Origin of the sequence: Sediminicola sp. YIK13 (genome assembly GCF_001430825.1) — a bacterium.
Lineage (GTDB): Bacteria > Bacteroidota > Bacteroidia > Flavobacteriales > Flavobacteriaceae > Sediminicola.
This window is the reverse complement of record NZ_CP010535.1, coordinates 1828877-1849566: the sequence shown is the minus strand read 5'-3', so window position 1 is coordinate 1849566 and position 20690 is coordinate 1828877. Positions and strand designations below refer to the sequence as shown.

18 protein-coding genes are annotated in these 20690 nt (G+C 39.2%); 9 read left to right on the top strand and 9 right to left on the bottom strand.

What is annotated here, in order from left to right; all coding sequences use genetic code 11:
- Positions 1 to 42: 42 nt before the first annotated feature.
- Positions 43 to 432, bottom strand: a complete 390-nt coding sequence (locus tag SB49_RS08175; protein ID WP_062059009.1) for a DUF302 domain-containing protein — start codon at positions 430 to 432, stop codon at positions 43 to 45.
- Between the two features lie 233 nt (positions 433 to 665).
- On the opposite strand from SB49_RS08175, the gene SB49_RS08170 reads away from it, so the two are divergent.
- From SB49_RS08170 to SB49_RS08155, 4 genes are all read left to right on the top strand, one after another.
- Complete coding sequence (locus SB49_RS08170; protein WP_062055561.1) at positions 666 to 1133, top strand: Hsp20/alpha crystallin family protein; 468 nt, start codon at positions 666 to 668, stop codon at positions 1131 to 1133.
- Between the two features lie 187 nt (positions 1134 to 1320).
- On the top strand, positions 1321 to 3981 hold the full coding sequence (locus SB49_RS08165) for a cation-translocating P-type ATPase (protein WP_062055559.1): 2661 nt from the start codon (positions 1321 to 1323) through the stop codon (positions 3979 to 3981).
- Between the two features lie 224 nt (positions 3982 to 4205).
- Positions 4206 to 6707 carry a sensor histidine kinase gene (locus SB49_RS08160; RefSeq protein ID WP_082591094.1) on the top strand — a complete coding sequence of 834 codons (2502 nt, stop codon included), beginning with the start codon at positions 4206 to 4208 and terminating at the stop codon, positions 6705 to 6707.
- The gene (locus SB49_RS08155; RefSeq protein ID WP_062055556.1) at positions 6679 to 7749 is read left to right on the top strand and encodes a response regulator; all 1071 of its coding nucleotides are present in this window, start codon (positions 6679 to 6681) and stop codon (positions 7747 to 7749) included. Before SB49_RS08160 ends, SB49_RS08155 begins: the two co-directional genes overlap by 29 nt.
- 206 nt (positions 7750 to 7955) lie before the next feature.
- Here SB49_RS08155 and SB49_RS08150 read toward each other — a convergent pair whose 3' ends face one another.
- Positions 7956 to 8300 carry a YtxH domain-containing protein gene (locus SB49_RS08150; RefSeq protein WP_062055554.1) on the bottom strand — a complete coding sequence of 115 codons (345 nt, stop codon included), beginning with the start codon at positions 8298 to 8300 and terminating at the stop codon, positions 7956 to 7958.
- Between the two features lie 190 nt (positions 8301 to 8490).
- Here SB49_RS08150 and SB49_RS08145 point away from each other — a divergent pair, with 190 nt between their 5' ends.
- Positions 8491 to 8991 (top strand): hypothetical protein, encoded by a 501-nt coding sequence (locus tag SB49_RS08145; protein WP_062055552.1) that lies wholly within the window; start codon positions 8491 to 8493, stop codon positions 8989 to 8991.
- 7 nt (positions 8992 to 8998) lie between these two features.
- Here the strand turns inward: SB49_RS08145 and SB49_RS08140 are convergent, their stop codons facing one another.
- Positions 8999 to 10309, bottom strand: coding sequence for an erythromycin esterase family protein (locus tag SB49_RS08140; RefSeq protein ID WP_082591093.1), 1311 nt, complete (start codon positions 10307 to 10309; stop codon positions 8999 to 9001).
- 249 nt (positions 10310 to 10558) lie between these two features.
- Here SB49_RS08140 and SB49_RS08135 point away from each other — a divergent pair, with 249 nt between their 5' ends.
- Together SB49_RS08135 and SB49_RS08130 are read left to right on the top strand one after the other, a co-directional pair.
- Positions 10559 to 11332 (top strand): hypothetical protein, encoded by a 774-nt coding sequence (locus tag SB49_RS08135; protein ID WP_062055550.1) that lies wholly within the window; start codon positions 10559 to 10561, stop codon positions 11330 to 11332.
- A 21-nt stretch (positions 11333 to 11353) separates the two neighbouring features.
- The gene (locus SB49_RS08130) at positions 11354 to 11758 is read left to right on the top strand and encodes a hypothetical protein (RefSeq protein WP_062055548.1); all 405 of its coding nucleotides are present in this window, start codon (positions 11354 to 11356) and stop codon (positions 11756 to 11758) included.
- A 23-nt stretch (positions 11759 to 11781) separates the two neighbouring features.
- On the opposite strand, the gene SB49_RS08125 is transcribed toward SB49_RS08130, so the two are convergent.
- The 6 genes from SB49_RS08125 to SB49_RS08100 form a co-directional block, all read right to left on the bottom strand.
- A complete protein-coding gene (locus tag SB49_RS08125; RefSeq protein WP_062055546.1) occupies positions 11782 to 12546 on the bottom strand; it encodes an exodeoxyribonuclease III in 765 nt (254 codons plus the stop codon).
- Between the two features lie 145 nt (positions 12547 to 12691).
- Positions 12692 to 13387 carry a BON domain-containing protein gene (locus tag SB49_RS08120; RefSeq protein WP_062055544.1) on the bottom strand — a complete coding sequence of 232 codons (696 nt, stop codon included), beginning with the start codon at positions 13385 to 13387 and terminating at the stop codon, positions 12692 to 12694.
- 310 nt (positions 13388 to 13697) lie between these two features.
- Positions 13698 to 14081 carry a response regulator transcription factor gene (locus tag SB49_RS08115; RefSeq protein WP_062055543.1) on the bottom strand — a complete coding sequence of 128 codons (384 nt, stop codon included), beginning with the start codon at positions 14079 to 14081 and terminating at the stop codon, positions 13698 to 13700.
- 214 nt (positions 14082 to 14295) lie between these two features.
- Complete coding sequence (locus tag SB49_RS08110; protein ID WP_062055541.1) at positions 14296 to 16008, bottom strand: sensor histidine kinase; 1713 nt, start codon at positions 16006 to 16008, stop codon at positions 14296 to 14298.
- Positions 16001 to 18973, bottom strand: coding sequence for a CheR family methyltransferase (locus tag SB49_RS08105; protein ID WP_062055539.1), 2973 nt, complete (start codon positions 18971 to 18973; stop codon positions 16001 to 16003). The genes SB49_RS08110 and SB49_RS08105 overlap by 8 nt, the downstream gene beginning before the upstream one ends.
- Before the next feature lie 41 nt (positions 18974 to 19014).
- A complete protein-coding gene (locus SB49_RS08100; protein ID WP_062055537.1) occupies positions 19015 to 19308 on the bottom strand; it encodes a hypothetical protein in 294 nt (97 codons plus the stop codon).
- Positions 19309 to 19355: 47 nt separating this feature from the next.
- Between SB49_RS08100 and SB49_RS08095 the strand changes: the two genes are divergently transcribed.
- Together SB49_RS08095 and SB49_RS08090 are read left to right on the top strand one after the other, a co-directional pair.
- A complete protein-coding gene (locus tag SB49_RS08095) occupies positions 19356 to 19736 on the top strand; it encodes a hypothetical protein (RefSeq protein ID WP_062055535.1) in 381 nt (126 codons plus the stop codon).
- A 38-nt stretch (positions 19737 to 19774) separates the two neighbouring features.
- Positions 19775 to 20248, top strand: coding sequence for a hypothetical protein (locus tag SB49_RS08090; RefSeq protein ID WP_062055533.1), 474 nt, complete (start codon positions 19775 to 19777; stop codon positions 20246 to 20248).
- The last annotated feature ends 442 nt before the right edge of the window (positions 20249 to 20690 follow it).

Sequence of the window (20690 nt, the reverse complement as noted above, 5' to 3'; positions counted from 1 at the left end):
ACAATGGTCAGGATGAAAAGCTTTAAAGAAAAATAGGCCTATTTATAAAAGGGCAATAACATTCTTTAATTTTTGGGTCACCTCTGTGGCGATCTCAGCAAGATCTTTATTGCCTACGGCCATCATGGAGGCATTGGGATCTACGGCGGCCACCTCAATATTGCCTTTCTCTTTTTCCTGTATAATGACATTGCAGGGAAGCATGGTCCCAATCTTGTCTTCTGCAAGTAAAGCTTTGTAGGCAAAGGGCGGATTACAGGCGCCTAATATTTTATAGTTGTGAAAATCAACATCTAATTTTTGTTTTAAGGTGGCTTTCATGTCAATTTCTGTCAACACACCAAATCCTTCAGTTTTTAAAGCAGTGGTAGTTCTCTTTACCATATCGTCAAAATCTACATTGTGGAACGACTTTTTAAAATAATACTCCATATCCTTTTGTTTTAACCCTAAATGTAAGTTCATGGCAAGGTTTTGTCAATGATAAATATCATTGGTGCCAATATCTTTTAGGGCAAAAAAGAGGTGCTTGTTACAGCTTTTCGGCATAGGAGTTTTCATTAAATATGTTTTAATTTTTGGTTGCTGATCTAGGTCATTTCAATAGCTGTTACTTAACTGTATTTTTGAACAGTAAGAAAATTTAACCTTAAAAAATAGATATTATGTCACTAGTAAAATTTAGAAACAGAAGACCATTTGGAAGTCTCATTACATCAGATTTTTTTGATATGGATGACTTTTTTGAAAACCGACTTATGAGCAGAAATGTTCTGGGTGACAGGTTTTGGAATGGTAAAAGAGGGGAGCCTGCATTAAATATCAAAGAGACCGATGACCATTTCGAAATCGAACTGGCAGCACCGGGATTCAGCAAAAAAGATTTTAGTGTGACCATAGATGATGGTTGTTTGAATATCGAAGCTGAGAAATCTACCTCCAAAGAAGAAAAAGAGGAGGATTATACACGAAGGGAATTTAGTTACAACTCCTTTGAAAGGTCGTTGCAGTTACCCGAAAGTGTTAAGGAAGAAGCTGTAAAAGCCCAGTATAAAGACGGAATTTTAAGCTTTAACCTGGCCAAGAAAGAAGAGGCTAAAAAAAGGCCGCCAAAGATTATCCAAATCGCCTAACATTTTGGTGAAGTAGTGCGATTAAAACATTTGTATAGGTAATTCCTATATCTACCCCTTGGTAAATTCGTTACAGAAATTGCTTCCTTCTGTAATGGTTTTTTGCCAAGGGGTATTGTTGTATACCAGTTCTTCTTTTACATAGATTTTCTATGGCGCATTTAACAGGGGCCAACTACTAAAGACCATGATACTCCATCCTTACCGTCTTCCTATTAATGAGCTAGTTAAGCAACTTGGCACCAATTTGGACAAGGGGTTAAATAGTGAGGAAGTAAAGGAGCGATTATCAAAATATCGCGCCAATAAAATTCCAAGGGATCAAATAAAAAAGCGGAGGTATATTTTTTTAAGTCAGTTCGTCGATCCCATAATTTACATTTTATTTGTTGCTACTTTATTGGCACTGCTCTACAAAAATTGGGCAGAAGCCATTGCAATTTTTACGGTAATCTTTATCACTGTTTTTATAGGGTATTTCATGGAACTACAAGCGGTAAGATCCTTGGAGTCCTTGAGAAAAATGGGTGAAACCTTCGTATATGTCTTGCGATCGGGCGGGGCTTTGAAAATTAAGGCGACCGAAGTGGTTCCAGGAGATATTTTACTACTACAAGAAGGCGATTTGATCGTAGCCGACGGTCGTCTCATAGAACAGGATAATCTTCAGGTAAAGGAATCATCCTTAACAGGGGAGAGCATATCAATTGAAAAGAATACAGATACCATTTTTGACCAAGTACCAATTACCGAACAATCCAATATGGTCTTTAAAGGAACTATGGTCACCGGAGGCTCAGGAAGGGCAATTGTCACTTCCACGGGAATAAACACACAACTGGGAAAAATACATCAATTGGCAATGGCCTCTAAGCAGGAGCGGACCCCATTGGAGAAAAATCTCAATCAATTGAGTAAGCGGCTTATCGTCTTGACCTTGTTTTTAACGGTTCTTATCATTTTTACGGGATATCTTCGGGGACTGGATTTTATGTTGATGTTGCAAACGGGAATTGCCCTTGCCGTTGCTACCATTCCCGAAGGTCTTCCAATAGTGGCCACTATCGCCTTGGCTAGAGGAATGATAAGATTATCCCGTAAACAGGTGGTCATTAAAAGCCTGGAAGCCGTGGAGGCCTTGGGTGCCACTAATATTATTTGTACGGATAAAACAGGTACGCTGACCGAGGAGAAACTGCAGGTGCACAGCATCCAAATTGACACGGAGAGGGTTTGGGAGGTACACGATAAGAAAACAAATGAACTGGAGGCCCTTGTCCATAACAAGAGCTTCCATGAGATGATGATGGGAAGCGTACTTTGCAATGATGTGCCGATCCATAACCTCTATGGAAAAGTGGATACCGTTGACAAGGCATTATTGGACTTTGCGTCAAAGCACGGCTATGACCCAAAAGAGACGAGACGCTCCTATCCCGAATTGGATCAAATCCCTTTTACCACAGATCGTAAGATGATGGCAACCCTACATCAAGGGCCACAATGTTTTCATACCTATGCCAAAGGTGCATTTGAAAGTATTATTGATTTATGTGATACAGGTATTAAGAACGGAAAGAAAATAGTATTTGAAAATAGGGAAACGTGGGAGAAGTTGGTCGATGATATGGCGTCCAGTGGGCTGCGGACAATTGCATTTGCCTATAAGGATTGTCAAATCCCACCAAAAGAGGGGAACATGTTGGACCATCTGACATTTCTAGGTATTCTAGGGTTTCTGGATCCCGCACGATCGGATGTTAAAGATACCGTGGCAATTTATAAAAAGGCAGGGATTAGAGTGGTCATGATCACAGGGGATCATTTGGGGACCGCAAAAAAAATAGCACAGGATATAGGTATCATAAATGAAAATGATACCCATAAAAGAGCTTTGATGGCAGGGCAATTGGGTGCGCTGGGGAATCTGGACACCAAGCAAAGAGCACAAATCCTCGATGCCAATGTTTTTGCCAGGGTAGTACCGGAACAAAAGCTGGACCTAATAAAGTTTTATCAGGAAAACGGGTTTATTGTGGGTATGATAGGAGATGGAATCAATGATGTCCCAGCATTAAAAAAGGCCGATATAGGGATTGCTATGGGAATACGCGGCACGGAGGCCGCAAGGGAGGCGGCGGACATGATCCTTAAGAATGATAAATTTACCGCCATAGAAGTGGCCATACGCCAGGGGAGGGTCATTTATCAGAATATTCGTCAATTTGTAGTTTACCTGATTTCCAGTAACCTTGCCGAGGTGCTATCCGTAGGTTTGGCAGCCTTATTGGTTTTACCATCGCCCTTATTGCCCCTTCAAATATTATTCCTAAACCTTATTACAGATATTTTTCCGGCCCTGGCACTGGGACTGGGCAAAGGGGAAAAAGGAATTATGCTAATGCCGCCAAGAAAATCCAATGAACCTCTTATGACCCCCTTGCACTGGCATGCTACTATGCTCTATGGTCTGGCCATTAGTGTAGGGGTTCTTGGGATAACTTGGTATGGTCATTTTGTATTGAAGCTATCGCCCCAGGTGATAAATAATATGGCCTTTTATACCCTGATCCTTTCGCAATTGCTCAATATTTTTAACATCCCTAAAGTAGGCTTCTCCTTTTTCAGGAATGAAGTTACCACTAATTTATGGGTGTGGGGGGCAATGGCATTGAGTCTTCTATTAACCTATTCCGCTGCTGTGACAGCGCCTATTGCCACAGCACTTTCCTTGGTGGAATTATCCTTTTTTCAGTATCAATTAGTAGCTGTGTTTGCTTTCGGATCCCTTATGCTGGCCCAACTTATGAAATACTCTTATTTAATTTTCACCCGTAATAAACTTTGAAAATAGCGTCTTTATATGGGATTTATTTTCTTAAGTGTACTTGATGATATATATCATATTTAGGGATAGCCTTGAGACCTATATTTGGTGGTCTCAAGTGATCTTTTACTGCAGAACTTATAACGTTGTGGCCATGTTTTTAGGACAAGTGGATTGTTGCTTTTAATTAGGAACGCTTCTTTAGGTCTGTTACTATTCGAAAGATCGTTTAGAGTGCAGATTTTATGATGGAAAACCAGTTTTTAGATATCGCATTGTTACAAAGTATTTTTGATAGTACTTCTGAAGGAATCTTGATTACAGATTCCCACGGCATGATATCGCGGGCCAATGAATCTGCCGCCCTGATTTTAGGTGAAAGGGTAGGGGAATTGGCAAACAGAAATCTAGGGGAAATTTTGGCGCCACGGAGCAAAACAAAGTTGCTTAAATTGTTGAATAAGGATGGGGGCAAGAATAAAATTAAACACTTGCAAACTAAAATGGGCCTTTTGGATGTAGAATTAAAACTCGCCTACAAAGAAAAAGATGTACGTGTTTTACTGCTTAGGGATGTTTTTCTCAACACATCAAAGAGGAAGATGTTGCAACTAAGAAATATCGCCTTGGAAGAGGTTGATAATGGAATTATAATTGCAGACGCACGACTCCCAGATATGCCTATAATTTACTGCAATAACGGTTTTGTTAAGATGACGGGTTATTCCAAACAGGAAATACTTCACAAAAATTGTAGGTTTTTACAGGCAGATGATAATGGACAAAAGGAAGTTGAGAATATCAGATCGGCCCTTGAACAAGGCAAGCCATTCCATACTGTTCTTCGCAATTATAGAAAGGACGGGTCTATGTTTTGGAATGAACTACACATAACTCCAGTTCATGATGAGGCCAATAGATTATGCTATTTCATCGGAATGCAAAATGATGTTACGATAGCGAAGAAAGAAGCCCTCATCAAAGAAAGTATCAGAGTCATCATGGAGATGATTGCCAAACTTCATCCTTTAGGAGAAATTGGCCAAGAGATTATAGGGGTTTTGAACGAGCAATTGGAAGGTATCAATCCTGTCATCGGTTTCTTGGATCAAGGGCAACATGTTTGGATTCAATTGGAGGATGGGAGTCTTTCAAAACAAGACTTGGAAAGTATAGCCAGTTTATTGTTCAGAGAGGATGCCAAGAATAAAAATAAAGTGCTTGCCCACGAAGTATGTGTAGCTGATATTTCCAAAGAGAAGGGGAATCCAGGTTTACAGGAATTGGCAGATAAGCTAGGAATATTGGGATACTGTTGTTTTCCCATTATATCTTCTGAGAATGATGTCACGGGACATTTGGTGCTGCTTAAAAGTAAAATAGGAAGGCAGGATGTATTTGAAAAGCAACTCTTGAAGGATATGACCAATTTGGCGAGTATCGCCTCGGAGCATCACAAGAAAACGCATGAGCTTCATGTCGGTAAAAAACTATTGATAGAACAAGCCAAGAAATTAGAGGAACGGGTTAATGAACGCACCAAGGAGGTGACTAATACCGTCCAAAAATTAGTTGAGGTCAATCTTCATTTAGAGCGACAGATCAAAGAAACCAAGGATGCGGAAAACAAGGCAAACCAAAGTCAGGTAATGCTTTCTGCCATAGCCCAAAACTTTCCAAAAGGCGCTATTATTGTTTTTAATGATAAATATGAAATTGTTTATGTGGAAGGGGAAGAGATGAAACATATAGACATGGTAAAAGAGGAAGCAGAGGGCCGTTCTGTGGAGGATATTACATTTTTTAGAAAACACCATATAACCAAAATAAAAGAGGTTATTCAAGAAACCTTAAAAGGAAAACGACTTTCTTTTGAAATGGGTTTTGAAAAGAAAATCTACGCTGTAAATTCCAGACCCTTATACGATGCCAATCAAGGCCATGTATTGGCCCTATTTGTCTATAATAATATCACTCAACAAAAAAGGGTGGAACGTGAGATACGTTATGCCCTAAGAAAAGAACAACAGCTCAATGATCTAAAATCGCGTTTTGTCTCCATGGCCTCACACGAATTTAGAACGCCCCTAAGTGCCATTCTTTCATCGGCAATTTTGATTTCCAAGCAGAATGAACTTGGTAATGAGGATAAGATTGAAAGGTATGTGGAGCGTATCAAATCCAATGTCAGGAATTTGGTGGTCATCTTAAATGATTTTCTTTCCCTGGATAAATTGGATGAAGGAAAATTAGAGCCCAAGCCCCAACTTTTTGATCTCGTTCAGTTTTCAAAAACATTGATAGAGGAAATGAGACCCAATAAAAAGGAGGGACAAAACATCAATTTCACGCATAGTGAAGAGGATATTCTGGTATTTATAGACCCCAAATTATTAAGCCATATCCTGATCAATCTATTGACCAATGCGATCAAATATTCAGAGGAAAACAAAGATGTCATCTTAGATGTTCAAAACAACGGAAACCATGTGCTCCTTACGATTACGGATTACGGAATAGGTATTCCAGAAAAAGAACGACAACATTTATTTGAGCGTTTCTTTAGAGCGGAAAACGCTTTAAATATACAAGGAACGGGATTGGGACTGCATATTGTTAAGCAATATGTAACGCTTATGGAGGGTACAGTTAATTATAAAAGTGAACTGGGCAAAGGGACCACCTTTACGGTGGAATTGCCAAAAAAATTAAGTAAAAATGAAAACAATCTTAGTCATAGAGGATAACACTGATGTTAGGGAAAACATAGCGGATATTTTGGAACTCGAAAATTATACCGTGGCCACGGCAGAAAATGGCACCATTGGAATTGAAAAGGCCAAAACAGTGAAGCCCGACCTTATTATATGTGATATAATGATGCCGGGAATAAGTGGATATGAGGTATTGCAGAACTTAAACGAGGATAACGCTACCGCAGGCATCCCATTTATTTTTTTAACGGCAAAGACCGAGAGATCGGATATTAGATTGGGAATGAACATGGGTGCGGATGATTATCTGACCAAGCCTTTTGAAGAAAGTGAACTTTTTGATGCGATAGAATGTCGTATTAAAAAACATAATTTTTTAAAAAAGGAAATCACGAGAAACATAGAAGGCATCCATGCCTTTTTGGAAGATGCAAAAGAGTATGTGGATCTGGAAAGTCTTACAAGGGAACAAAGACCACAGAAGTACACAAAAAAGGAAGTTCTTTATATGGAAGGGGATACTGCAAACACGCTTTACTTTATTCAAAGTGGAACGGTAAAAACTTTTAAAAGTACAGAATTGGGAAAAGATTTTGTGACGGGAGTCTACAGTGCAGGTGATTTTTTGGGGCAATTGTCCCTATTGAACAATTCCGGAACGTATATAGAAACAGCAATGGTTTTGGATGATGCCGAAATCTATGGAATCCCTAAGGAAGATTTTACAAAACTACTGTATGGGAACAATGTGGTCTCTCAAAAATTTATTGACATGATATCCAACAATTTAATCAATGTGCAGCAGCAATTGGTGAATATGGCCTTCGCCTCCGTAAGGCAAAGAGCGGCAAAGGCCTTATTGGAACTGTATGACAAGGGGATTATTATGGACAAGGCCAATAGTGGAGTTGGGATAGCCCGAGAGGATTTTGCCGGGATGATCGGAACCGCCACAGAAACGGCAATCCGTACCTTATCCGATTTTAAGGATGAAGGATTGATCACCACAGATCATGGACGTCGAATCATTTTATTGAATAGGGAGGAGTTGCAACATGTGGCAGAATTTAGTTAACCCCCTTTTCCAACTCTTTCCTGTGGAACAGGAGTTATAGCGCTGGAGATATTGCAAAAAAAATAGCCTAACGGGATATCCAATTAGGCTAACATCTTCTATTTTCCTTTGGTTGAGGACCACGGGTAAGCAATAATATTTCACAGCGTTTTCCCAATATGATGAACAAAATTAAAAATTGCCATCATATAATGCCATACCATGCGCTATACGGCAGTACCTTTTTTCTGAAATTGGGCGTTTTTGTTTTTAAGTTCCTCTAATTTTCGTTCCAGGCCTGCAATAATTTCATCTGCCTTGTAACTCATGTTCGAGATAACGTCCTCCAATTTTTCTTCAAAGGCCACTTTTTTTGCATCTGCCGTTTTGGTAAGCTCATCTTTAGCATGCTTTAGTCGGTCCGTGAGGTCATGGGTGGTATCCTTGGCTTTTTGCTTTATTTTTTTCCTGATTTCCGTTCCTTTGTCCGGTGCGTACAGGATTCCGATTCCCGCTCCGATAGCAGCCCCTGTCAATAGGGCCAATAATATGTTTTCATTTGATTTGGACATGATATTGAGTTTTTAAAGGTTAAATAATTTACTACTTAAAACTAAGGGGTTGGGGTGTCATATGGAATGATATTTATCAGGAAATTAAAATTTAACATCGTCTGATTTACATCATTCAATACCTGCCCGCTCTTATGTACTTTTAATAGGCCAAAGCAAGTTGCATTAGGAGTTTATTACAGCATTCATCATGAAATCTATTATTAAAAAAAAAGATAGTATTTTTTATATCAAGGCCTTCGAAGATTTGAACCAAACGGAATTGATAATCCGAAAGATAAAGGACAGTATTTCCAATGCTATAGAAATATCTGTACTGGGCAAAATGGATGAAGACGAGTTTAATAATAAAAAACGTTTGGTAAAAAAAAGAAGGGCGCTCAAATCCTATTGGCGTTCCATTTTTGGCAAGGAGACGGATATTGGCTTTTTCTTTCATCAAGAAATTGGCAATATCTACATTATTGGACCCCTCGCGCCCATGTTTTTGTATGATATCAGTGGAAAAAAATTAGGAGCTCTTTCAGGTGGAACTTACGGGATATTGAGAGGATTTGGTATCGGACCCAAGGCCACTATGAATTTCCTTGATGCATTGGACAAAGGGTCATGTCTTATTATTTTTAAAGGGGCCGCAAAGCAAATGAGACAGTTGGAAGTCTTGATAAGGCAATTGGGTAAAACTGCGTAAGGGATATTTAATACGCCCAAGGATAGGTTTCGGGCAATTGGGTCTTATCCGTGAAAATATGAATAGGGTGCAGTGCTTCCGTGATATCCAAGTGCAGAAAAGCATCATATCTTACTGGCATAACGGATGGGACATAATTCCCAATGGATTCATATTTGGGATGATATACCACCCCAATCGCCCGATGTTGAAGTGGTGCATTAAATTCTGCATACTCCCTTAATTCATCCATTAGTACCAATTGATTGCCCTTCCCTGTTCTGTGCATTAGATATTCCCAGGAACCCCCAATGGCTTCAGGTAAATTCATCCTTCTCATGGGTGCCCCCCATTCAGAACCAGCTATTACGCTGCCGGCGTAGGAACCGAAACCAACAATCTTGGGATGTAGTTCTGCTAATTGTTCCCTGACCAGTTGTCCAACATTTACACTGTTTTCTAGTACCATATCCGTAGCTCTTGCATCACCTACATGTGTATTGTGTTCCCAAACAATTCCTTTTGCTCCGGGACCGTAAAAATCGAATAATCGTTTTAGGGTATCGGTCATATGCTGGTCCCGTAGGTTCCAAGAACTGGAATTGATGCTGACCATGGCACGGTAGTAATTTTCAGCATTTTTTGCTACATAGGCATTTTGCTGCATATTTAATGAAGCTTCTTGGTCCTTATTGAAATTTTGAGCATGGTCTATAATTTCCTGTAGGAGTGATACTACCTCGTTTTCACATGTCTTTGGCATATATCGCTTTAAAGACCGGGCATAGGCCAGTCCAATTTCATCGGCAAATGGCTCAAAACAGCCCATGGCCCTTTTTGCAGTGGGCAACAATGAAGGTTTATGCTCTTTTAAGTAATCTATAATGGCCTCCATGGATTCCCACAGGCTGTAGACATCCAAACCATAAATACCTACACGTTGGGACATCGGAATCTTTTCATTGTATCCATGTAACCAACGAACCAGACTTTCCGTTTCCCAGTTGGCCCACATCCAGGTTGGCCACCTATTAAATTGTTTTAGAACATTTAGCGCACTGCTATCACTGTTGTCATAATTTTTCACATATCTGTTGACCCTGTAAAAATCTGGCCAATCCCCTTCCATGGCGATAAAATTAAAACCGTGGTTCTCAATGAGGTATTTGCTGATTTCGGTTCGCCAGGTATAATAATCGTGTGTGCCATGGGAGGCTTCCCCCAACAATACCAATTTTGAATCGGCTAATTCATCGAATAAGGGGGCCAAGTCCTGTAAATGAACAACCTTATGGCTGACCTCTTTTAAGGTGGTTATCTTTTGTTCTAAAGCGTCCATGTAAGAGAATTTTGTTTGGTTTTTTCTAAATGTTAAAATATTCTACTACTGATCCATAGCTTCTTTTAATGGCTATTTAAAATTAGGACAAAGGACCATTATTATAAATGATGCTGGTCAGTTGTATATCTTTTAGCGTAGTAGTTTTACAGGCCACCATCCAATGTTGGATGTAGCTGATCTGTATCATTTTATTTTGGCGGGCGATTTTGCAATTTTGGAAGGTGAACTGAGGGTATAAATAGAAAAATGGAAAAGACGATTAAGGAGCACGAAAAGCGAGATCAGTATCAGGAATTGGCAAAGGATTTGTTTCCTGTCCTGTCTACCTTGAAAAAGGAGGGAAACAGTGCTGAATTTAATAAGCAATTGTTAAAAATCATTCCGCCATTGCATCAATATATAGAACGGCGCTTAAGGACGGCACTGACCAAAAAGTTATTGCCCCAAGGGAAGTACCAGGCAGAATATTACCTGGATGAACTGATCATTCATATCAATGATGATTTTGAAAGCATCAAAGGTCCCAACGATTTTTACCCATGGTTGTTCCAAAAGGCAGACCTTCTATTAGAGGCTACCATAGAAAAGGAGGTGTACGATGCCAGTATTTTGGATAATCTGGAAAACTATTCCAAGCTCGAATGGGGTGCGCTACAGGAAAAATTCAGTAGGGAAGCCGATGGGGACTTGGTGTTTCTTGAGGAACTCGATGATATTTCCTATCGAAATTACGAGCGTTCAATGACCTCCTATTTTTTTGGAGAGGACCAACAGCTTCTGATTCGCAGATTGGATGAGGAATGGGGAAAGGATCAAATAGATCGACATCTAGATATTGTATTGTACCATATGCCCTTGGGGATGCAGGTGGTATTTGATCTCTTGGTTTTCCATCATTTTAGTTTGGAGGAAATAGCAAGAATCAGAAATTACAGCATAGAAAAGGTGGAACAATTGCTAAATAAGGCACAAGATGTCATGGGCAAGAGTCTATATCAAAGATATACCAACATTAAATAGTAGCAATAAAACAGGAATATCATGGATGAATTAACTAAAAACCGCACCTCTGGACCATTAATAGGAATTGGCTTGGACCAGCTTCATAGGGAAAGCCAAGAATGGATAGATTCCGTTGAGTTTTGGAAGGATGAATTATATTTTTTGGATGTCATCTTACGCAAAAAGATCAACGATAGTACGGATCAAATGTTTTCCGAACTCTTGGGGAATATGGGAAAAGTACACCATCACCTTTTTACGTATTTGATTAAGGATATCTATGCCCATGAGAAGCTTTTATCCCGTTTGGTAAAAAGGGAGAAAGGACTCGCCGATTCGGATTACAGAAATGCCCATAAAGAATTGAAGGGTAAAATGGATCTCTTTGCAAAGGACTTCATGGAATTCAAGAAAATGGTGTTTGGATATGCCAAAAAATTCTAAGGCCGGTATTTTCCTGCACCAATTTATATGTTCAGGGACAGCTGAATGGGGCAATGGTCGGAGCCAAAGTAATCCGGAAGTATTTCGGAACTTAGGACCTTATCCGTCAATACCCCGCTTACCAAGAAGTAATCGATCCGCCATCCCACATTGCGTTCCCTGGCCTTGAACCGATAGCTCCAATAGGTATAGGCCACTTCATTTGGATGAAGTTTACGAAAGGTATCCACAAATCCAGAGGCACTAATATTATCCATGCCATCTATTTCTATTTGGGTATAGCCCGCCGTTTTATTGTAATTGGCCTTGTCATTTTTTAGGTCCATTGGCCTATGTGCTACATTGAAATCGCCACAAACAATCACTGGCTTTTTCTCTTCCAGGGCTATCAGGTATTTTAAAAATGCCGCATCCCACTGTTGTCGATAGTTTAATCGTTCCAGTTTTTGACCCGAATTTGGCACGTACACGTTGACCACAAAGAAATTGTCATATTCTGCGCAGAGGACCCTTCCTTCCTTGTCGTGTTCCTCCACCCCCATATCCATGGTAACGGCCATGGGTTTTTGCTTGCTCAATATGGCAGTTCCCGAATATCCTTTTTGGTCCGCAGAATTGGTATATATATGGTATTGGGATAATTGGGATATGGTTTTTTCTACTTCCAAATCTTGGGCCTTGGTCTCTTGAATACAAAGAATATCGGGATCTAAACTATTGACCGATTCGAAAAAATCTTTTTTAGCAATGGCCCTTATACCATTGACATTCCAGGAAATAAGCTTCATGAGCACGGGTTTTGTTCAATAAAGATAAGTTATTCTTGAAATTTATTTTTATCGAGACTTGGTGTCAGTTAATGTAGAACTTAAAAATAAAAATCCTTCTTTGCTGAACACTAGGAAAAAGCCCAAATATTATTAAAGAACAAGGTCATCTGTAAATGAAACCGAATGGAGCATATTCCTGAAAAGGGCCTTTCACCTTTAATTTATTCTTAATTTTAATTACACCGGGGACAATAAAAGTTGCCATTTCTGCTTTTCTCTTTTCTCTGATGGAATTTACTGTTCCTTTTAGGGTAACGGTGTTACCATTGATGAATACCGAAATATTTTTCACAACTATTTCAGCTGTAAGTTCCAAGGATTTTTTAATCTTATCTTTAACATCCATAGCTTCTTTTTGATGCTTAAGTTCAAGATTATTTATTACTCCGTTTACAGAAACCAATTTCTCCACGGTATTTTTTGCTAACCACCTATTATGGGTAGATTGTACTGTTCCTGATAGATAGACCCAGCCATACTTTACAGTTACTTTTATATCATCTTCCAGTAAATCAGGATTTGACCTTAAGGTATGGACTACAGCATTTTTTATCGTGTCCGATGGTTTTTTAACCCCCCCATTTCCTATTACTTTAATGTTTTCCTCATACAATTCCTTAACTCCATCTACACTCATAACGGCTGTTTCGAGTGCGAATCTCTCATTGTGGCCTTCCAGTATGCCATTGAGGTTGACAACGCCATTATTTACAGTGATATAAATTTTTGACACATCTATATTAGGTTGCCAAATCAGTTCATCCAGAACATCTTGCTTTATTTCCAAATCTGATCTCATAGTGCCGACTTTTTATTTTTTAAACATGGGGCCAAAATACTTTTATAATAAAGGCTCCAAAATGATGTGGATCATTTCGCTATATTTTAACAAATCTAGCTTTGGAAAAGGCCTTTGGGGGAATGGCAAGTTAATGGTCTAGCATTTGATGAGCTATGAATGAAACTAAGTCTTTGTATCAGATGAAGAGAATAGGTACTAGCACTGAGGTTGTAGTTTACCAATAGGCAGAAGTGTCAATGCTCATGCATACTTATCCTTAATTATAGGTTACTGTAAAAGATCTCAAATAGAGCAGGAAGCAGGATGCCTAGGAAATGGATAGATTCCTATCTGCCATAAATCTTTTTATGGAAGAAATGAGATCATTAAGCTCGGAAGGCTTTACAATATAATCATAGGCTCCGAGCTCAAATCCCTTGATAATTTCCTTCTTTTCGCTTTTGGCACTGAAAAATATAAGGGGAATGGTTTTAAATGTTGGATGGGCACCTAATTTTTTCAATACTTCAAATCCATCCATTTCTGGCATCAGAATGTCACAAACAATTAGATCTGGAACATGTTCAACCACCTTTTCATAACCTTCCTTTCCATTAGATGCAGTTATGACATGAAAACCCTCCAACTCCAGTAATTCAGCTGTGTTTTCACGAATAGCGTTACAATCGTCTATGATTAAAATGGTAACCATGGAAAAGGGTTATTATAGATTTTGCTAAGATACTTTTATGGGGGAAGTATCTTAAAAGTAATAAATTTCTCGCAAATAGTAAGGTTAAACCCAATATTAATGTACTAAAGGTATAGGAACTTTTATTGGCGGTCTGTTGATTTTTAAGGTATGTGTCCGCTATAACATGCCTAAATATGAAATCTACAGAATAAAAGGGTGCCTCGATATTTTTTTAAAGTTGAACTGTAAAGATGCTACCTTTATTTTCCTGGCTGGTAAATTCAATGGAACCTTGTAGAAGATCTAAATAGCGTTTAACAATACTGAGTCCCAATCCGGTGCCCGGTATGTCTTCTGCGTTTTTGGCTCTAAAGAAGCGTTTGAACAAGAATTGTGAATCTTCATCAGGGATGCCAATACCCTGGTCCTTGATCTTTAATGTCAAAGTACCATTATGCTCAGTTGTGGTCAGTTCTATATCCTTTTCAGAATATTTTATGGCGTTGGATAAAAGATTTAGTAGAATATTTCGTAAAATTTTCTTGTCCTGGGTGGTATTTCTTTGTCCACTATGGGTATATGAAATTTTCTGACCCTCCTTTAACATGACTTCCATTTCCTCAATCGTAAAGTTTATAAAATTGGGCAGATCAAAGGTTTCTTTATTTACCCTTACAATTCCTTTTTCCAATTTATCCAGGGAAAGGAAATCATCCAAAATACTGTTAAAATGATTAATGGAAGATTTGATGCGATTGAAGTGTTTTTTCTGTTTATCAAATTGACCGAGGGCGCCGTATTTTTCTATGAGGATGATAGAGGACAATACAATGGTGATAGGGGTGCGAAGCTCATGGGAGGCAATTGAAACAAAGGAACTCTTCATTTCACTGATCTGTTTTTCATTTTCCAGGGCATCGCTAAGTTCTTTGGTGCGTTCTCCTACCATCGTTTCCAGTTCTTCCATATAACGCTGTCTGGAAGTCTCTTCTTTTTTTCGTTGGGTGATATCCTCCCCAGAAGATAAAGTGCCTATCTGATTTCCGCTGTTATCCAATAGTGCTATGTTGGTCCAGCCCATTAGGCGCTTTTCACCATTCTTACATTTTACAAAATTTTCAACATAGGGTTTTAGCAACAATTTGTTATTTTGGAAACTTTCATCGGTAGGGTCAACAATTTTATGACCATCATCTATTACAAAGTTATGGAACCAATTTTTGCCTAGCATTTCTACTCTTTTATAGCCCAGGAGTTCACATCCTTTTTGGTTGATCATCTGTACGTTATGATCAGAATCTATTAGTAAGAATACAACAGGGGCCAAATCCAAATACCGCTGAATTTTTTCTTTTTCCAATTGCAGCTCATCGTGTTGTTTTTTTAAGGCGGCTGCTGCTTTAAGTTCTGTAATGTCTTGTAACGAAATTCTGCAAGTATCGCTATTCTTAGAATAATTGGGTATCGTCCCCTGAAGCAAGGCCGTGAACGTACGGTTATTCCTGTCTTTCATTGTAAGCTCAAAGGAAGGCAGGTTTCCCGTATTGAAGGCTTCATTTAAATTAAGAAATAACTTAATGGATTGCCCACTGCTCATGTATGCGGATAAAGGCTTTCCCATTAACAAGGAACGTTCCAGGCCGAGAAGCATACAAGCGGTAAGATTGATGTTTTTTATGACCCCTTTTTTATCCACGACCAAATAACCGACTGGAGCAAAATCAAATAGATCTGTATATTGGTCGCGCAATTCTTCCAATCGGTGCTGGGTCTCCCTCAATTCTTGGTTTTGCATTTCCAGTTCCAATTGGTGAACTTCCAGCTCATGCATCAAAACCTTGGCCTTTTCCAATGTAAGGTCCTTAGACGGTGTGCTGGATTGTCGCAACTTCGCTTCTGCTTTGCTGCGTAATTCATCGGTTTTTGGATGGTCTTTATTATCCATTTTTCTTCATGTCATTAGGATTTAAAAGTTGATTTTCGGCAGCTTTCAAATCTGTTATGTCCATTGAGGTACATGCGATACCTGTAATTTCCCCATTTGCCATTACAGGTCGGACCAAAAGATCAAAATACCTGATACCTCCCCCAATTTTTAAAGCAATAATATTCCTGCTGGGTTTTCCCGAAACCAGAACTTTCTTTTTTGTATTAGAGAGCAATAGGGCGTCCTCCTTATTAAAAAAATCCTCATCCTTCTTGCCTATCATGCTCCTAAATTCAAAATCTGGATGTACATGGGCCACGCTGGTATAAACGAGATCTTTGTTTTGGGTGTAGACTACTATCTTGGTAATTTCCAACAAATGGTCAAAATTTTCCTTTATTTCCTTTAATTCTTCCGCCAGTCTTTTTTCCTCTGAAATATCCACAAAGGTGATCACTACTCCTTCAATTACGTTTTCGGAAGTTCGGTAGGGCATAATCTGCATCAAATACCAAATACCATCTACACTTTTCACCGATTTTGAAATAGGAGAAAGCTTATTAAGTACTTTTTTTACATCTTCTATGATCCCGTCATAAATCAGGTTGCTGGACAAATGTTCTATAGGACGTCCCACATCGCTCTGTATAAGATTGATAATCTTGGACATGGTAGGGGTAAAGCGTTTGATAAGTAAATTGGAATCCAGGAAAATGGTCCCAATTTCTGTACTGGCCAGCAAATTATTCATATCGTCATAGGCCTGGGCCAGTTCGTCTATCTTTCCTTGTAATTCCGTATTTACCGTAACTATTTCTTCATTGACACTTTGTAATTCTTCTTTAGAGGTTTCCAGTTCCTCGTTTGTACTCTGTAATTCTTCATTGCTCGATTGTAGTTCCTCATTGGAAGATTTGAGCTCCTCGTTGGAAATTTCCAATTGTTCTATAGTGGAACGCAGGTATTCCTTGGTCGCGGCCAATTCTTGTTCCAGTGCGAGGAGTTCAGAGGTATCTTCTGGTTTTACAATCCTGGTTTCCTTAATTGAATTTGGTAGTTTTTTGCGGTCTTCAAAGATGACCATCATTAGTACTTCGCCTGTATTCTCCAGTTGCATTGGTTTAATGCTGAGATCTATTAATTGGAAAGTGCCATTGGTCCTTACTTCTATATTATTGCGCGTTTCTGTTTTATTGGTTTTCCATACTTTGGAAATCAATACTTGGAGGTCGGCCTTTAGACCTTCCCTGGCCATTTCAATAATATTTAATTTCGCCTCCCCGGGCGAAGGTTGCAGATACTTCCCGGTGTTTCCAGAAAAGTATAGGGCATCCCCTTTTGCATTTATAATGGCGCAGGCGGGGGTATAATTCGCCAATAATATATTCTTTGTAAGACTTGCCAGGTTATCCTGATGGTTTCTTTTCAGAATAGGTTTCGCCATGGTCTTGATTGAAGGAGGTTCTTGAAAAAGATGCCCGATATCCGGTATTTTTTCAAGCTTTGCATTTCTATGTTTAAAGATTTTATGTTTCCTGTCCACCACCTCAAATAGGGAGTCATATTCACCGAGAGATTCAGAACTGCCCAAAAAGAGTATGCCCTCAGGGTTAAGGGCGTAATGAAAAATGGCGAAGACCTTTTTTTGAGCCTCTACGTTCAAATAAATTAAAAGATTTCTACAGCTGATCATGTCCAGTTTAGAGAAAGGCGGGTCCTTGATGAGGTTGTGTTCCGCAAATACAATCTGGTCCCTGATTTCTTTTTTGATCCTGTAGGTGGTGGCATCGCTGTAAAAATATTTGGATAAATATTCTGGGCTTATATCCACCGAAATGCTTTGAGGGTAAACACCCTGACGTGCTAGGTTAATAGCATTTTCGTCCAAATCCGATGCGAAGATTTGAACTTTTAATTTTTTTGATTGTTTTTTAATGGCTTCATCAAAGATGATGGCCAAGGAATAGGCCTCTTCACCTGTGGAGCATCCGGGGACCCATATTCTAATAGTTTCCCCATCTTTCTTACTCTTGATTATTTCTGGTAAAACTATATTCTTTGCTGAATCAAAAGCCTCCCTATCCCTGAAAAAATTGGTTACGCCTATAAGAAGTTCATTGAATAATTTTAAAATTTCTCCACGATTGTTCTGAAGGTATTTTATATAAAGCTCCAATTTATCTATCTGGTTCAGGGCCATTCGCTTTTCTATCCTTCGTATGACCGTTGTACTTTTGTAATCACTAAAGTTACAACCCGTCTCATTGCGTAATAAAATAAACACCTTTTCCAGAAGCTCTTTGGCGGTAGAGATCTTTTCAGGAAGCTCTTCAGGTTTAAATTTCCTGTTTTTTGAATATTTTAAAAGCAGTTTCGGAATTTCAGCTACGGGAAGGATAAAATCCTGTACTCCTGCAGCAATGGCACTTCTTGGCATACCATCATACTTGGCCGTTTCTGGATCCTGGACTATGGAAAGTCCCCCTTGTCCTTTGATGTTCTTAAGGCTTAGGGTGCCTTCTGTACCGGTACCGGATAAGATAATGCCGACAGCCTTTTCCCCCTGGTCCTCGGCCAAAGAGCGAAGGAAGAAATCTATGGGCTTTCTAAAACCTCTGGCTGCTGTGGGTTCCATTAAGTGGAGGATACCGTTAAAAATCGCCATATCCTTGTTGGGAGGTATCACATAGACATGGTTAGGGACTACAAGGGTGTTGTCCTTAACTTCAGAAACCTCCATTTCTGTATGGTTTTTAAGCAGGTGTACCATTAGGCTCTTGTGAGTAGGGTCTAGATGCTGTACAATTACAAAGGCCATTCCAGGTTTGGCAGGCGTTGCTTTAAAAAATTGCTCTAACGTTTCCAGGCCACCGGCCGAAGCTCCCATCCCCACAATAAGAAATTCTTCTTTTTTTTCGTTCTTTGAGGGTTTATTCAAGGAGGTCCCTTTTTTTTGGGAGGATGTGGTCTTGTTTTTGGCCATTTTTTTAAAGGTTATCGAATGAAATCGTCTTTCAAAGTTAATTAAACCCCTGAAATTATTAGCAGTAAAGAGGCACTTCTTTTGGGATTCGCTCTGTTGTCTTTAAGGTGTAAATAATGATTTCTAATTAGTTTGCTTCCATAGGTGTCTATTTGGCCAAAATCCTGGTGAACCTCATTGTTTAAAAAGACCTTAAAACCTAAAATTACAAAACAGGAGATCGTTCTAAAATGACATTTATCATTCGTGCCATCTACATGGCGCACAGATGGCAGGGTCACCACTGGGCAATTGAATAACATCCCGTTCAGGGGGCCATGAATGACCCAGATCATTTACAATTTTCTATCAAACCCTTACTTTGTTGCCTAAAATTAATGGTATGAAAATTTCTAAATTAGGGATATTCATTTTAGCAATCGGGCTTTTATTGGGAGGTTGTGGCCCCGTGGTCATCTCCTCTAGGCCCAACCATCCGCCACCTCCCTGGTTTTATCCCAACAGGGTAGAATTGGTACGCTATGTCTATTTTCCGGAGTACAGTATCTACTATGATTTTTATGATAGGACCTATATCTATTGGGATACCGGGGTCTGGCTCAGGGCTTCCGTATTACCGCTCCGCTATAGGAACATCAACCTTAGTCGGGCAAGGTATAAAAGGATCAATAATTTCCGGGGAGACAATATTCAAAGGTACCATAATGAAAACCCTTTCAGGGGAAGGAGTAATATAGGCAGGAGGAGTACCAGAGGAAATTGATTTAGATCATTTAATAGAATAATTAAAATTTTTGAGGAATGAAAAAGTTAGCAATTCTATTGGTTTTACTGTCCTTAGGCTCTTGTAAGGGACAGGAAAAAGACCCTAATCCAGAAAAAGAGGCAACGAACGATACCATTGCAATGCCCAAAGGACAATGGAATGTCACCCGGGAATACGATGAATTGGGCAACCTTATCAAATATGATTCTGTATACTCATGGTCATATACCAATAAGGAAGGGGATTCGTTAAGGGTGAATCTGGACAGTATAATGGACAATTTTAAGCGATATTTTGGAGAAATGGAGGTGCCTTCCTTGAGAAGGGACTTTTCATACTTCCCCAAGGCAGACTCTCTTATGAAGAAGGACTTCTTTTCAGAGGATTATTTTTTTAGAAATTGGGAAAGACACCATCCGGAAATGCAACAATTTATGAAAAGAATGGATTCGATACGCAATCACTTTCTTAGGGAGTACCACCCGGGCCTCCTAGATTCCAAAAACTGACTTCCTGGTCGATCCATCCGCTTTTAAACAGAAAAAGGAGGCAGCGCCTCCTTTTTCCTATGAAGAATATCAATCAGTAGGTGTCCAATCTATCCTTTAAACCAAATTATTGCTAAAATGGATCAGAGGTATACGTTGTAACCAACAACATCTATTACTTCACTATGGCCATTTTTCTTTACAGAAATACGGACCAATTTTATAAAAAAACCAGAACATTTGCATGTTCTGGTTTCCAGAAGATATGTATGAACAATGACCACTTATAGTAAAACCTTTTATCTACCCATCGCTGGGCAAAATTTTGGTCCACAAGGTATACTGACGTAACATACTTCCTAAGTGCTTTGATATATTGCTACACCAATGCGCCTTTACGTTAATACCATCAAAGAACGTATTATCTTTCAAGTAAAGTACTAAAATAGGCACTCTAACTATC